This is a genomic window from Rhodococcus sp. Q1 (assembly GCF_004153645.1).
Lineage (GTDB): Bacteria > Actinomycetota > Actinomycetes > Mycobacteriales > Mycobacteriaceae > Rhodococcus > Rhodococcus gordoniae.
Genome location: NZ_SDMJ01000001.1, coordinates 149,192 through 164,234 on the forward strand (window position 1 = coordinate 149,192; position 15,043 = coordinate 164,234).

Annotated in this window: 12 protein-coding genes; 7 read left to right on the forward strand and 5 right to left on the reverse strand. The window is 68.5% G+C overall.

All coding sequences use genetic code 11. The features are described from left to right. Positions 1-7: 7 nt before the first annotated feature. Both EQ874_RS00680 and EQ874_RS00685 read left to right on the forward strand, forming a co-directional pair. Entirely contained in the window at positions 8-583 is a 576-nt protein-coding gene (locus EQ874_RS00680) for a sigma-70 family RNA polymerase sigma factor (RefSeq protein ID WP_129974961.1), read from the forward strand. Next, positions 573-1,379 carry an anti-sigma factor gene (locus EQ874_RS00685; RefSeq protein ID WP_129974963.1) on the forward strand — a complete coding sequence of 269 codons (807 nt, stop codon included), beginning with the start codon at positions 573-575 and terminating at the stop codon, positions 1,377-1,379. The genes EQ874_RS00680 and EQ874_RS00685 overlap by 11 nt, the downstream gene beginning before the upstream one ends. 22 nt (positions 1,380-1,401) lie before the next feature. On the opposite strand, the gene EQ874_RS00690 is transcribed toward EQ874_RS00685, so the two are convergent. Then, positions 1,402-2,178 carry a putative protein N(5)-glutamine methyltransferase gene (locus EQ874_RS00690; protein ID WP_129974965.1) on the reverse strand — a complete coding sequence of 259 codons (777 nt, stop codon included), beginning with the start codon at positions 2,176-2,178 and terminating at the stop codon, positions 1,402-1,404. A gap of 200 nt (positions 2,179-2,378) precedes the next feature. On the opposite strand from EQ874_RS00690, the gene EQ874_RS00700 reads away from it, so the two are divergent. The 5 genes from EQ874_RS00700 (at position 2,379) to EQ874_RS00720 (ending at position 10,302) form a co-directional block, all read left to right on the forward strand. Then, the gene (locus EQ874_RS00700; RefSeq protein WP_207213454.1) at positions 2,379-4,493 is read left to right on the forward strand and encodes an MMPL family transporter; all 2,115 of its coding nucleotides are present in this window, start codon (positions 2,379-2,381) and stop codon (positions 4,491-4,493) included. Positions 4,494-4,726: 233 nt separating this feature from the next. Continuing rightward, a complete protein-coding gene (lysX, locus tag EQ874_RS00705) occupies positions 4,727-7,984 on the forward strand; it encodes a bifunctional lysylphosphatidylglycerol synthetase/lysine--tRNA ligase LysX (RefSeq protein ID WP_347400862.1) in 3,258 nt (1,085 codons plus the stop codon). Between the two features lie 44 nt (positions 7,985-8,028). Continuing rightward, on the forward strand, positions 8,029-8,628 hold the full coding sequence (locus tag EQ874_RS00710) for a histidine phosphatase family protein (protein ID WP_129974967.1): 600 nt from the start codon (positions 8,029-8,031) through the stop codon (positions 8,626-8,628). Positions 8,629-8,702: 74 nt separating this feature from the next. Further along, positions 8,703-9,344 (forward strand): MSMEG_1061 family FMN-dependent PPOX-type flavoprotein, encoded by a 642-nt coding sequence (locus tag EQ874_RS00715; RefSeq protein WP_129974969.1) that lies wholly within the window; start codon positions 8,703-8,705, stop codon positions 9,342-9,344. A 46-nt stretch (positions 9,345-9,390) separates the two neighbouring features. Beyond that, on the forward strand, positions 9,391-10,302 hold the full coding sequence (locus EQ874_RS00720; protein ID WP_129974971.1) for an SDR family NAD(P)-dependent oxidoreductase: 912 nt from the start codon (positions 9,391-9,393) through the stop codon (positions 10,300-10,302). 29 nt (positions 10,303-10,331) lie between these two features. Here the strand turns inward: EQ874_RS00720 and EQ874_RS00725 are convergent, their stop codons facing one another. From EQ874_RS00725 to EQ874_RS00740, 4 genes are all read right to left on the reverse strand, one after another. Then, a complete protein-coding gene (locus tag EQ874_RS00725) occupies positions 10,332-11,237 on the reverse strand; it encodes a cutinase family protein (RefSeq protein ID WP_165369201.1) in 906 nt (301 codons plus the stop codon). A 132-nt stretch (positions 11,238-11,369) separates the two neighbouring features. Then, positions 11,370-12,140: a hypothetical protein gene (locus tag EQ874_RS00730; protein WP_242496587.1), complete on the reverse strand. Its 771-nt coding sequence runs from the start codon at positions 12,138-12,140 to the stop codon at positions 11,370-11,372. Between the two features lie 43 nt (positions 12,141-12,183). Further along, the gene (locus tag EQ874_RS00735) at positions 12,184-13,701 is read right to left on the reverse strand and encodes a carotenoid oxygenase family protein (RefSeq protein WP_129974975.1); all 1,518 of its coding nucleotides are present in this window, start codon (positions 13,699-13,701) and stop codon (positions 12,184-12,186) included. A 17-nt stretch (positions 13,702-13,718) separates the two neighbouring features. Then, positions 13,719-14,939, reverse strand: coding sequence for an acetyl-CoA acetyltransferase (locus EQ874_RS00740; RefSeq protein WP_129974977.1), 1,221 nt, complete (start codon positions 14,937-14,939; stop codon positions 13,719-13,721). Positions 14,940-15,043 lie beyond the last annotated feature (104 nt).

Genomic DNA, 15,043 nt, shown 5'->3' on the forward strand with positions numbered 1-15,043 from the left:
TGAGCCGATGACCGGCGTCGGAGGCCATACCGATACCCTCGGCGCACTGCTCGAGCGGGTGGCCCGGCAAGACCCTACGGCGTTCGCCGAACTGTACGACGCGACGCGTTCCCGAGTCTTCGGCATGGTGCTGCGGGTCCTCCGGGATCCCGGCTACAGCGAGGAGACCACTCAGGAGGTCTACCTCCAGGTGTGGAGGTCGGCGGACAAGTACGACCCGCATCAGGGCTCCGCACTGTCGTGGATCATCACGCTCGCCCATCGGCGCGCCGTCGACCGGGTCCGCAGCGAACAGTCCGGAGCCGACCGCGAGGCGCACTACGGTTCGGCGAACGTCGACGCGGCCTTCGACTCGGTGAGCGAGGAGGTCGCGCAGCGCGACGACCGCCGCCGGGTGAACGAGTGCCTGGGTTCGCTCACCGAACTGCAGCGACGCTCGGTCGAGCTCGCCTACTACAGAGGCTTTACATATACCGAAGTGGCAGAAGAACTTTCGTCACCGTTGCCGACCGTCAAGTCGCGGATCCGGGACGGCCTGAAACGACTGAAGAATTGTCTGGGGGTGACCGTCGATGGCGAATGAGGCGAACGATTCCTCGCGCGATCTGCTCGACATGGCACCCGGATTCGCATTGGATGCCGTGACGCCCGGCGAGCGCCGGGAGATCGCCGAGCAACTCGCGGAAGCCGATGCGGAGGTGGTCTCGCGATTCACCGCCGAGGTCCGCGAGATCCACGAGACTCTCGCGGCGATGTCGGCCGGCACCGCGACCGAGCCGCCGCCCGCGCTCAGGGTGCGACTGCTCGATCTGGTTCACGCCGAACTCGCCGCGAAGACTTCCGTCGAGGAATCCGGGGCACCGGAGGCGACCGAGGCACCGGAGACGGTGGAGGACGACGCCCTTCCCCCGCCGGTGTCCCTCGACGAGCGTCGCCGGGCGCGCCGCCGGAACTTCCTGCTCGCCGCAGCGGCCGCAGTGATCGTCGCGATCGGCGGTGTCGTGGTGGCCGGTCAGTGGTCGGCACCGTCCGGGCCGGCCACGAGCGAGCGGGTGTTCGCGGCCGAGGACGTACGGACCTCGTCGGGCTCGCTCGAGGGTGGCGGTACCGCGACCGTGGTGTTCTCCAAGGAAGAGGACGCGGGCGTCCTGGTGATGAACAACGTCGCCCCGCCGGCCGAGGGCAGTGTCTATCAGATGTGGCTGGTCGGCCCCGAGGGCATGGAACCCGCCGGCACGATGACGCCCGCCGATGTCGCGCCGTCCACGACGGCGGTGCTCGAGGACATCTCCGGCGCTACCGCACTCGCCTTCAGCGTCGAGCCGACAGGCGGGTCGACCCAGCCGACCGCGATCTTCGCCCAGCTCCCACTCGACTGACATGTCCGAGGCAGCGATCACGTCATCGGCGGGTGCCGATGACGACCGTCGCATCGAATTCCTCCGACCTTCGTGCGGCCGGGTCGAGACCGGCGCGGGCGATGAGGCCCTCCACCACGGGTGCCTGCGCCGCGGCCGACTCGACGAGCAGCGACCCGCCGCCGGTGAGCCATCGGATCGCGTCCGCGACGAGTCGGCGATGGACGTCCAGGCCGTCGGGCCCACCGTCCAGCGCGCGACGCGGCTCGCTGCAACGTGCCTCCCGCGGCATCGATCCGATCGCCCCGGACGGCACGTAGGGCGCATTGGCGACGAGCACGTCGACGCGTCCGCACAGCGTCGCGGGCAGGGCGTCGAACAGATCACCGTCGAACACCCGCTGGGACGGCAGGTTCAGGCGTGCGCAGGCCGTGGCGACGGGATCGATGTCCGCCGCGTAGATCTCGGCCGCCTCCACTGCGATGGCGAGCGCGGAGCCGACCGCGCCGCACCCGCAACACATGTCGACGATCACGGCGCCGGGCCGCGCGAGGTCGATCGCGCAGTCCACCAGGTACTCGGTGCGTCGACGAGGGACGAACACCCCGGGCCGCACCGCGATGCGCCGGCCGTGGAAGAAGACGTGTCCCAGCACGTGTTCGAGCGGTTCGCCGGAGACCCGCCGCGCGACCAGCCGTTCCAGATCCGAGGGCGTGCGAGCGGCTTCCACGAGGAGCTGCGCCTCCTCCTCGGCGAACACACAACCGGCTGCTCTCAATGCGGACACGACGTCGGCGTGGGTCCGGTGGGCGGAGACCATGCGGCACCTTACCGCGCGCTCATCGGGCGAACCTCTCCGTTTTCCGTGGCGGGGGGCGACTCACACCCCGTGGAGGGGTGGGATCTCCCGATCATGGGTATTCCCCGGGCCGGCACGAGGAGCACTGTGGGAACGAACGATCTCGGGCAGGAGCCTGCCCGGGGTCGCCGGGTCCGAGACCGCTCATACGAGGAGGAATCTTGAGCACTGCTACCGCGCCCCCGCGCAGAACCGGCCGATGGCGGTGGCTGCTGCCCGCCCTGTTGCTCATCGCGTGGCTCGTGGCCGCCGGTGGCGGCGGTCCGTTCGCAGGCAAGCTCAACGAGGTCGCCTCCAACGATGCGAGCACCTTCCTCCCGGCCTCCGCCGAATCCACCCGCGCCGACGAGCTGTACGCGCAGTTCAACGAGAGCGAGTTCATCCCCGCGATCGTCGTCGCCGAACGCGACGGCGGAATCACCGACGAGGATCTCGCCTTCCTCGCCACCGAATCGGCCGGCCCGCCCCCGATCCCGTCGGAGGACGGTGAAGCGGCGCAGATGATCGTTCCGCTCGACGCCTCCGGGGAGGTCCAGGACGCCGTCGAGGAACTCCGGACCTCGCTCGAGGGAGCACCGGACGGGCTGACCGTCTACGTCACCGGACCGGCCGGTCAGGCCGCCGACCTGTCGTCGGCCTTCGGTGGAATCGACGGACTGCTGCTGCTCGTCGCAGGCGGTGTCGTCCTCGTGATCCTCGTGGTGGTCTACCGCAGCCCGATCCTGCCGTTCGTCGTCATCATCTCGGCGGTATTCGCACTCGCCCTCGCGAGCCTGCTCGTCTACGTGCTGGCCGACGCCGGGGTGATCGCACTCAACGGGCAGAGCCAGGGCATCATGTTCATCCTGGTGTTCGGCGCCGCCACAGATTACGCACTGCTGCTGGTCTCCCGGTACCGCGAGGAGCTGCGGCTGCAGCAGGACAAGTACGCCGCGATGCGCAGCGCGCTCCGCGGCTCGATCGAACCGATCGCAGCCTCGGCCGGCACCGTCATCCTCGGCGTGTTGTGCCTGCTGCTGTCGGACCTGAACTCCAACCGTGGGCTCGGCCCCGTCGCCGCCATCGGGATCGCCACCTCGTTCCTCGCCTCGGTGACCTTCCTGCCCGCGGCCCTCGTGCTGCTCGGCCGCGTGGCCTTCTGGCCCACGCGTCCCGCCTACGACGCGAACGCCGACGTGGACGACATACAGAAGTCCCACAAGGTGTGGGGCCGCGTCGCCGCCTTCGTCGGGTCGAAGCCGCGCCCGATCTGGATCGTGTGCAGCCTCGTCCTCATCGCCTTCGCACTGCTGGCACCGCAGTTCAAGGCGAGCGGTGTCGCGTCGTCGGATCTGTTCCTGCTGCAAACGGATTCGAAGTCCGGGCAGGAGGTGCTCGGTGATCACTTCGATGCCGGCACCGGCTCGCCCACCATCGTCGTCGCCCGGGAAGGAGCGCTCGACGATGTCGTCCGGACCACCGAGGGTGTGGACGGCGTGACGACCGCTCGGCCCGTCCCCGGCCCGGGCGGTACACCCCGCGTGGTCGACGGACTCGTCGCCGTGCAGGCGACTCTGTCGGATCCGGCCGACTCCCTCGCCGCAGAGGAGACCGTCGAGCGCATCCGCGAGGCGGTACGCGCGGTACCCGACGCGGAGGCCCTCGTCGGCGGGCCCACGGCCGTCGACCTCGACACGAAGGACACCGCAACCCGCGACCGCACCGTCATCATCCCGGTGGTGACTCTCGTGGTGCTGCTCGTGCTCATCGCGCTGCTCCGTGCGGTCGTCGCGCCGGTCCTGCTGATGCTCACCGTGATCGTGTCGTTCGCGGCGACGCTCGGTGTGTCGTCGCTGCTGTTCAACCACGTGTTCGGATTCCCCGGCGCCGACCCGGTGGTGCCGCTGTTCGGATTCGTCTTCCTCGTGGCGCTGGGCATCGACTACAACATCTTCCTCATGACCCGCGTCCGTGAGGAGACGAAGAAGGTCGGTACCCGCGCGGGCACGCTGCGGGCGCTGACCGTCACCGGTGGCGTCATCACGTCCGCCGGCGTGGTGCTCGCGGCGACGTTCTCGGCGCTGGCGGTGATCCCGCTGCTGTTCCTGGCCCAGCTCGCGTTCATCGTCGCCTTCGGTGTCCTGCTCGACGCACTGCTCGTGCGGTCGCTGGTGGTGCCGGCGCTGACCATCGACATCGGCAGGAAGATCTGGTGGCCGAGTGCGCTTGCCCGGACCGAGCCGTCCGAACCGGATCCGACCGAGGACGTGGCGATCGCAGGAGCACCGCGCTCGTGAGCGCGCAGGGTGTGTGCAGCGTTCGTGAGCACACAGGGTGTGCAGCGCTTCTGCCAGGTTCGTAGCTGCAGGAACGACGGCCGCGGGACCGGAGGTGTGATCCGGCCCGCGGCCGTTCGTCCCACGGCTGCCGCGTCTGCCCGTTACCGTCTTGTTCCATGTCTGCGGATCCCACCGCCCCTGTCGAGCACCCGCGTCCGGTGGAGGACACCCGGCCACCCTCCCGGCCTTCGCTGACCGACCGCGTCGGCGGACGTCTGTCCGCCGTGCCGCACGTCGTCGGCCTGGCCTTGGGCATCTACGCGTTCGTGGTGGCGCTGTGGTCGATCTCCCCGACCTTGCGCTACTGGATCCACATTCCTCGCGAGTACATCGACGAGTACTACTTCGACGCTCCCGACACGAGCCTGTCGTTCGCTCTCGTCATCGGCCTGCTCGCCGGTGCGATCGCCGGTCGCAAGCGCATCGCGTGGTGGATCCTGACGATCTATCTCGGCGGGTTCGCCATCACCAATCTCGTGATGAGCATCGTCGACCGCGACCCGAATCACCTCGTCGCATTGGTCGTCCACCTGGTGCTGGTCGCGATACTGCTGCTGTCCTATCCCGAGTTCTACACGCGGGTGCGGCGCGGAAACGTCTGGGCCGCACTCGGTGTGCTGGTGGGCGGTCTGGTCGTCGCGACGCTGATCGGCTGGGGCCTGGTGGAACTGTTCCCCGGCAGCCTGCCCGCTCCCGACCGGTTCCTGTGGGCGCTCAACCGTGTCACCGCACTGACGTTCATCGACAACGACCAGTTCGGTGGCCGGCCGAACGGGCTGGTCAACACACTGCTCGGCCTGCTCGGTGCGCTCGCCGTCCTCGCGGCCGCCGTGGTCCTGTTCCGGTCGCAGCGGGCGAGCAACGCTCTCACCGGCAGCGACGAATCCGCCATCCGCGGTCTGCTCGCCCACAGCGACGATTCGCTGGGCTACTTCGCGACCCGCCGCGACAAGGCCGTCGTGTTCGCACCCAGCGGGAAGGCCGCGGTGACCTACCGCGTCGAACTCGGGGTGTGCCTCGCGAGCGGTGATCCGATCGGCAACCCCGAGGCGTGGTCGCACGCCATCGACGAATGGCTCGATCTCGCCCGCGCCTACGGATGGACACCGGCGGTGATGGGAGCGAGCGAGGACGGTGCGACCGCCTACCACCGTGCGGGCCTGAACGCGCTGCAACTCGGCGACGAAGCCGTCCTGCACACCCGCGACTTCAGTCTCGGCGGACGCGACATGCGAGCGGTGCGGCAGGCCGTCAACCGTGCCCGCAAACACGGTGTGACCGCACGGATCATGCGCCACCGCGAACTGTCGCCCATCGAACTGTCGGCCACGATCCAGCGCGCCGACGCCTGGCGCGACACCGAGAACGAGCGCGGATTCTCGATGGCCCTCGGCCGGCTCGGTGATCCGCTCGACGGCGACTGCCTGCTCGTCGAAGCGGTCTCGGACGGCAAGGTCGTCGCGATGCTCTCGCTCGTGCCGTGGGGAGCGGACGGGGTGTCGCTCGACCTCATGCGCCGCGACCCGCAGGCCCCCAACGGGGTCGTCGAACTCATGGTGTCCGAACTCGCCTCACGGGGCACCGAGTTCGACATCGAGCGGATCTCGTTGAATTTCGCGGTCTTCCGATCGGTGTTCGAGGAGGGCGCGAGGATCGGCGCCGGGCCGATCCTGCGGTTGTGGCGGTCGATCCTGTTGTTCTTCTCCCGGTGGTGGCAGCTCGAGGCGCTGTACCGGTCCAACGTCAAGTACCACCCCGAGTGGGTGCCGCGCTTCCTGTGTTTCCGCGACAACCGGCTCATCCCGCGGGTCGCGCTCGCTTCGGCGATCGCCGAGGGCTTCCTCACCCTTCCCACCTTCGGCCGCCGGAACACCCGGCAACACACGGGAACACATTCGGCGTTCCCCGAGGACCAGGAGGTCGCGGCCGCACTGCACGACGACGGCAGCGCACCCGACGGCGGGCTCGGCGACGGTACGCCGGTCGTCGCGCACGGGCGGCGCCGTCCCGAGCAGGTCCAGGTGCGTATGGACACCCTGCAGCGGATCGTCGAGCACGGGGTCGATCCCTACCCGGTCGCACATCCTCCGACCCACACCGCGGCCGAGGCTCGGGTCACGAAGTCCGGCACCGCCGTGACCGTGGCGGGACGGCTCCTGCGCATCCGCAACTTCGGCGGTGTGCTGTTCGCGGTACTGCGCGACTGGTCGGGCGACATCCAGATCCTCGTCGACCGGCACCGTGTTGCCGGGCAACGCTTCCTGTTCGACCTCGGCGACCTCGTGGAGGTCTCCGGGGAGATGGGACGCAGCCGCACCGGGGAGATCTCGGTGCTCGCCGATTCGTGGCGCATCGACGGCAAGTGCCTGCACCCGCTGCCCGACAAGTACCACGGCCTCGTCGACCCCGAGGCCCGCGTACGGCAGCGCTATCTGCACCTCGCGATCGACCGCGGGGCACGCGATCACCTCGCGGCCCGCAGCGCCGTCGTGCGATCGTTGCGCGACGAACTGCAGACACGTGGTTATCTGGAGGTCGAGACCCCCATCCTGCAGTCGGTGCACGGCGGCGCGAACGCGGCACCGTTCGTCACGCACATCAACGCCTACGACGCCGACCTGTACCTGCGGATCGCCCCGGAGCTGTACCTGAAACGACTGTGCGTCGCCGGCATGGCGAAGGTCTTCGAGATCGGCCGGGTGTTCCGCAACGAAGGTGCGGATTTCAAGCACAACCCGGAGTTCACGATTCTCGAGGCATACGAGGCGCACAGCGACTACGAGAAGATGCGGGTCCTCGCGCGGGAACTGATCCAGGCGGCGGCACGCGCGGCGCACGGTCGCGAGATCATCCTGCGGCCCGGACCCGACGGCACGCCGGTCGAGATCGACATCTCCGGCGAGTGGCCGGTCGAGACCTTCCACGATGCGATCTCCGAGGCACTCGGAACGTTCGTCGACGCGCAGACTCCCGTCGAGGTCCTGCGACGCCTGTGCGACGAGCACGAGATCCCCTACAACCCCGCCTGGGACGCCGGTGCCACCGCGCAGGAGATGTACGAGCACCTCGTGGAATCGAAGACGACCTTCCCCACCTTCTACACCGACTTCCCGACCTCGGTGTCGCCGCTGACCCGCCCCCATCCCCGCAAGCCGGGTGTCGCGGCGAAGTGGGATCTGGTGGCGTGGGGTGTCGAACTGGGAACCGCCTACAGCGAACTCACCGATCCCCTCGACCAGCGTGCCCGCCTCACCGAGCAGTCGCTGCTCGCCGCGGGCGGCGACGAGGAGGCGATGGAACTCGACGAGGAATTCCTCGGAGCACTCGAGTACGCGATGCCGCCCACCGGTGGCCTCGGTATGGGTGTCGACCGGATCGTGATGCTCGTACTCGGCGGCAGCATCCGCGAGTCGCTGGCGTTCCCCTTCACGAAGCCGAGACGCTCCTGACGGGTGGTTTCACGTGAAACCGGGACACCTGGCATCGTGAGGTCGTGCAGCTACTCCTGATCCGCCACGCCGAGCCGAACAACGCCCGCGCCGAGACCGGCGTCGCCGATCCGCCGCTCACCGAGTCCGGTCGCCTCCAGGCTTCGCGGTTGCCGGATGCGCTGTCGCCGTACGCCATCACGCGATTGTTCTCCAGCCCGCAGCTACGGGCCCTGCAGACCGCGGAACCCGTCGCCGACCACCGCGGCCTCGACGTGAAGACGACGGAGGACATCGCCGAGTACGACTACGGGCACGACCACTACTTCACCATCGACGCCGCGAAGGACGTCGCACCCGCCGCGTACAAGCGCATCCTCGCAGGTCACCTGCCCGACTTCGTCGATGCGGACGACTTCCGCACCCGCGTGCTGCGAGGGATCGACCACGTGGTGGACACGTGCGACCATTCCGAGACCGTGGCGCTGTTCGTCCACGGTGGGGTCGTGAACATCGTGCTGCAGCACCTGCTCGACCTGCCCCGGCCCCTGATGTTCCCCATCGAGTACGCGTCGGTGACGCGCATCCTCGTCTCACGCAGCGGAGCGCGCCGCGTCGCCTCGATCAACGAGACGGGCCACGTGCGCGACACCCTGCGGGTCTGATCGGGCAGGACCAGAACGCCGACGTGATCTTCGGCGTACAGGATTGATACGGTCACCGCCGGAGGTGGCACCGGATGGATGCGGACAGGATCGACGAGCTCGTGCAGGGCGGCATACGGACACAGGACGAGCTCGAAGCCGTCCTGGGCATTCCGCACCCGGCGATCGTCGACAAAGCACGACCCCACCTCACCCCGCTGATCAGGAATTTCCTGTCGCTGGCGCGGTTCTTCACGATCGCCACGGCCGACGCCGTCGGCAACTGCGACTGCTCTCCGCGCGGCGATCTCGAGTCGGCGGTACTCGTGCTCGACGACCACACCATCGCGTTGCCCGACCGGCCCGGCAACCGACGTGCCGATTCCTACCGGAACATCCTCGAGAACCCCCACGTCGGGCTGCTGTTCTTCGTCCCCGGCGACGAAGAGGTCCTGCGGATCAACGGCCGCGCCACCCTGTCGACGGACCCGGACCTGCTCGGGAAGCTGTCGCTGCAGAACAAGCCGGCGCAGCTGGCCGTGATCGTGCAGATCGACGAGGTCTTCCTGCACTGCGCCCGGGCACTGCTCCGCGCCAGGTTGTGGGATCCGTCGACCTATCCCGACCGCGCGGCGGTGCCCTCGATGCGCGACATGCACGCCGAACTCCACTCGATCGAGATCCCGGCCGACGCCGAGCAGGGCAAGCGCGAACTCTATCGCGAGTTCCTGTACTGAGTGCTCCTGTCATGCCCATACGCGCCGAGTGCGTCACGATGGTGTGGTGACCTCTCGGATCGCACAGATGCGCCGCTGGCGCGCCGGCGCTGCACTACGCAGCCGTCTGCGCGACCTGACCGGCACCCTCGTCGTCGTCACCGGCGGCGGTAGCGGGATCGGACGGGCCTCCGCGCTGGCCTTCGCCGCCGAAGGTGCCATCGTGGTCGTCGCCGACAAGGATCTCGACAGCGCCCGCGAGACGGTGGCGCTGGTGAACGTCCCGGCTCCCGGCGCCGGAGGCTCGGAGGCCGTCTTCGGCGGTGGCGCTCACGCCTACGAACTCGACGTCTCCGACCAGCAGCAGGTCCGGGAGTTCGCGCAGACCGTCCGCGAGCGGCACGGGGTGGCGGACGTTCTCGTCAACAACGCCGGTGTCGGTGTCATCGGCGCGTTCGCCGACACCCCGCAGAGCGTTTTCGAGCACGTGATGGACGTGAACTTCTGGGGCGTGGTCTACGGCTGCCGCGCCTTCGCGGAACAGATGACCGAACGCGGTACCGGGGGGCACATCGTGAACGTCTCGTCGGCGGCGGCGTTCATGCCGCAACGCAATCTCGCCGCCTACTCGACGAGCAAGGCCGCAGTGTTCATGTTGTCGGAGTGCCTGCGCGCCGAGTTTCTCGAACACGGCATCGGCGTGACCGTGGTGTGCCCCGACCTGGTCGACACCGACCTCGTCCGGACGGCCGAGTACGTCGCACCGAACCGGGACGTGCGGGCCGCGCGTCGCACCCGCACGCTCGCGATGTACCGGCGCCTGCATATCGCGCCGGAGAAGGTGGCCGAGGAGATCGTCGGGGCGGTCCGTCACAATCGGCCAGTGGTGACCGTCGCTCCGGGTGCGAAGGTCCGTAAGTGGCTGATGCGCTTCGCACCCCGAGTCATGCGCGTGGGCGCCCGATTCGACATCGACTGATTGTTCGATGTCGACCGGGCGGCCGATGGTCAGGCCTTCGAAGCGATCCAGTCGCGCAGCCACCGCGTGGCGGTGGTTCCGCGATCGTCGACCACGTAGTTGGAATAGTCCTGGTGGATCTGCGATTCGTAGAAGGTGCGGATCTTCGTCTCGCGCAACTCGTTCGCCTCGGGTGTGAGCTGCAGCTGCAGCATCGGGATACCGCCGGCGGTCATGATGTCGTCGTAGAGGGTGCTCGCCTCGTCGCGGTAATTCTCGAGCTGCTCGAACGGGCTTCCCGCCGACATGGCGAGGAAGCCGGCCATACGCGTGACGAAGTCCTCCGGCGGAGTCGAGCAGTAGAGGTCGCCCACCGCACAGATGGTGCGCACGTTGGGCGTGACGAATCCGAAACCTCCTGCGCGGGCGCCTCCCGCACCGGCGCCGGCGGCGGGCGGGCCGACGAACGGGTCGAGTTCGGAGCGACGCGGGTCGGACAGCAGGCCCACCGCGACGAGCCGGTGCGGACCGACCACTCCCAGGCCGGTGCCGATCTCGGCGGCGAGATCGCCTGCGGCGTCGGCACCCTGGCTGTACCCGACGAGGGCGAAGTTCGTGAGCGGGCACCGCTCGGCCGTCGCCGCGATGATTCCGCGGGCATTGTCGACGGCGCGGTTGCGGGAGGCCGCGTACATGTCGCCTTCCCACGGGAAGGCCGTGGCCGGATATACGACGTAGTCGACGCGGGATCCGGCGGGCAGCCCGGACGTGACCTGGGCGAGCATGCCGTTTCCGCGAGCGGGGTCGGGAGTATTCGAGGTCTCCCAGGTTCCCGGTACCGCGATCACGTTCAACGTCGGACAGCCCGACGGATTCGCTTGCGCCGCAGGCATTGCCACGAACACTGCTGCGCACGCCGCCACTGCGGCCACCGTTGCCGCCCACGCTCTTCTCATAGCCATGTCCCCGCCCCGCTACTGTCCTGGTGCCGAACCCTCCCCGGCAGTATCGAGTAGAAGGATGACATACTCGTGAACTGCGTGTGATGTATCCGAGTCCGGAACGTTGTGACGACGATTCGAGCGGTGTCAGCCGCGGACGACCGTCACCTGTCCCCCGCCGATGTTCGTCACGAAGACGTTGCCCGTCCCGTAGTCGATCGCGGTTCCCGGCACGGGACGCTCGACCACGCTCCCACCGGCGGTCGGCACGGGTTCCGCAACGACGATGTCGGGCCCGAAGAGGTTTGTCACATAGATGTTTCCGCTGAACGGATCGGTGATCACCGCACCCGGCGGAGGCGGCGGGGGTGCCGGAAGCTCCGGGGGCGCGACCGCACGATCGACGACCGTGACGCCTCCCGTCCCGACGTTGGTGACGAACACGCCGTCGGTTCCCGCGTCGAGGATCATCTCGGGCACACCGGGGACCGGCGCCGGTGCGGCGGCCTCGGAGGGCTCGGGCGTGACCTCCGTCCGGCGCACCGTGACCGCACCGGTACCGACGTTGGTGACCGCGACGTTGCCGAGACCGCCGTCGACCCGCATCTCGACGATCGCGGTGGAGACCTCCGTGCGGCCCGGGACACGTCCCTCGGGATGCGTGACGGTCACCGTGCCGGGGCCGACATTGGTGATGCACGCGTTGCCGGCGCCGCCCTGCAACCCGAGGAGCCGGGGGCCGTCGAAGCCGAACACCGGTGGGACGGGGTCGGCTCCGTCGACGGAGACCAGACCGCCGCCGTTCCGGATGCATGCGTCCGCAGGGTCGGCGGCCGCAGCAGGAGCCGCCGCGACGGCAGCAACGGCGGCACCCACACCCATCACGACCGTCGCCAGTGCACGTCTCGTAGCCGTCATGCGCAGAACCATAACGGGTGCGACGCCCGGCGACACGGAAATGTCACAAGCGCAGAGCGTCCTCCGGGCGGTCGGTGGTGCGCCATCCCGGAATCTCCGCGCCCGCCGCCCACGTCGAGTGGGTACCGGAGCTGATCCGCTCGGGCAGCCGGATACGCGCCAACGGTCCGTCGGCGAGTCGCTGTGCGTCGAAGACGAGGCATTCGGACAGGTCGCGGTTCATGTCGACGGTCATGGTCACGAGATAGCCGTCGTCCTCACCCGTCGATCCGCTGCGGGGTGCCATCACCGTCTCGCTGCCGAACACGCCGTCGCCCAGCGGGTAGTACTCCTCGGCTCCGGTCTCGGTGTCGTGCTTGACGAGACCGTCGAACAGGAACTTGCCCGGCACCCCGGTGGGGGCGTAGACGTAGCGGTTCCGCCGGCCCGAGTGGAGGGGATTGATCATGCCGAACTCGGTGATCCGGTCCGAGAGCCGTTCCTCGGTCACCGTGCCCGTACGCATGTTCAGGCGCCAGCGGTGCAGATGGGTCCCCATGTGGTCGAGGGCCAGGAAGCGGAACATGCGGTCGTAGAGCGAGCCGGTACCGGGATCCGGCGGCTCCGGAGTCTCCTGGTGGAAGCCCTCGAGCACGACCTCGTCGCCCTCCTCGTAGGCGTTGGTCCAGTGCAGGACGTAGGTCGGGTCCGCATCGAACCACACGATCCCGCTGCCGTCCCCTCGCCGCGGGAGGACGCCGAGCCGCATCGGCATGTCGGGGTGGAAACGGGTGACGTACTTTCCGACCTCGAGGGCCTCGGGGAGCCAGAACAGGGGGCAGTCGTTGAGGATCGCGTAGTTCTCGGTGAACGCGATGTCGTGCGGCAGGCGCGGACCGGGCAGGTCGATGTCCGTGTAGTGGACGAGCTTGTCGGACGAGTCGACGACGCCGTAGTGCATGTACGGGGCGTCGGTGCCGTAGTTGAAGAACAGCATCTCCCCCGTGTGCGGATCCGACTTCGGGTGCGCGGAGACACCGAGGCCGAATGGGAAGGCACCGTTCCAGTCGGCCTTGCCGAGAGTCTCGAGGGAGATCGGGTCGATCCGGTAGAGATCGCCGCACTGCCAGAAGCTCGTCAGCGCGACACCGTTGTGGAAGACGACGTCGGTGCTCGAACCGTCCTTCATCCTGCCCCGGGCACCCCAGCCGTCCTGACGCTCCGACTTCGCCGGGTTCTCCGCGATACCGGCCCACAGGGCACGGCCGGCCTCCTGTTCGGCGAGAAAACCGTCGGTCCTGACGAACCTGTTGCGGTAGAACGCCTCTCCGTCACGGAATCCGACGAGGTGAACCATGCCGTCCCCGTCGAAGGGGTGGTAGAAGCCCTGCTGGGCCGGGTGCACCGGGTTCTCGGTGTTGCGGATGTACACGCCGTCCAGGTCGTCGGGAAGCTCCCCGATCACATCCAGGTCGTCGGCACGGTGTTCCGTGACCTGAGGTCGCCACGGTCCGGTCCGATAGGGGTGGTCGTCGTCGGCCGGGAGCGTGGACAGTGCCCGGCCGAGGATCTCGAGGTCCATCGCTACTCCTTGGGGAATCAGCCGATGATGAGGGACACGGTGGTGGTCGTACTGCCACCGAAGTTGAGGGTGGCCGCGCGCCGGGCGCCGTCGACCTGGTAGCCACCGGCGGTACCGGTGACCTGTCGGTGGCAGTCGAGAGCCATGCGCACGCCGGTCGCGCCCACGGGATGCCCGCCGCCGAGGAGACCGCCGCTGGGGTTGACCGGCATCCGGCCGCCGATCTCGAGGTCGCCGGATTCGACGGCACGCCGGCTTTCGCCCGGCGCGGTGAGACCGAAGTGGTCGATCGCGAAATACTCGCTGATGCTGAAGCAGTCGTGCGTCTCGATGAGGTCGAGATCGTCGACACGATCGATGCGGGCCCGGTCGAACGCATCGTCGATGGTGGCTCGCAGGTGCGGGAACATCAGGCCGTCGGCCGAGGTGCGGGCGAGCTTGTCGTCGAGGCCGAGCCCGACGGTGCGGTGCCCCCAGCCGAGAATCCGCGAGCGGGCCCGCGAGTCGAAGTCGGGGTGACGGGCGACGTAGCGGGCGCTGACGAGCACGAGTCCCGCAGCACCGTCGGTGAGCGGGCCACAGTCGATCTTGCGCAGGCTGCCCTCGACGATCGGGTTCGCGGTGTCGTCGGCGGTGAAGCATTCCGGCGCGTAGTCGCGGATGCGGGTCTGGGCGTGGGGATTACGCCGCGCGTTGCGGATGTTCAGCTCGGAGATCGCCCACAGATGCGCCGGGTCGAGCCCGTAGCGGGCCGAGTACTCGTCGGCGATACGGGCGAACATGTAGGGCCAGATGAACTTCGCGTCCTGCCCCTCGTGCCCGACCCAGGAGGCGGGGCTCATGTAGTTCGATCCGATGTCACCGGGTACGGATTTCTCGATCTCCACGCCGAGGACGAGTGCGCAGTCGTACCGCCCGGATTCGAGGTCGGCCATCGCGGCGAGGATCGCCAGCGAACCGGACGCACAGGCGCCCTCGTGGCGGCTCGCGGGGACGTGCCACAGCTCGGGGATCACCGAGGCCGGCATCGCACCGAGATGTCCCTGCCCGGTGTAGAGCTGCCCGAAGGCGTTGCCGACGTGGACGACGTCTACCTCGTCCGGTTCGATACCGGCGTCCGCGAGGGTTCCTCGTGCGACCTCGGCAGTGAGGTCACCGATGTCGAGGCCCTCTCGGGTGACGTTCCGCGCGAAGTCGGTCTGGTGACCACCGGCGATCCACACCTGGGTCGATGTCATGTCGTCTCGCTTTCCGTATCCGGTCGACGTGGCGAGGTTCGATGTTGGAGAGTGGGTTTCTGCGGGGCACTGTCCCGCCGCACCATTTAGTACAGTTATTGAAG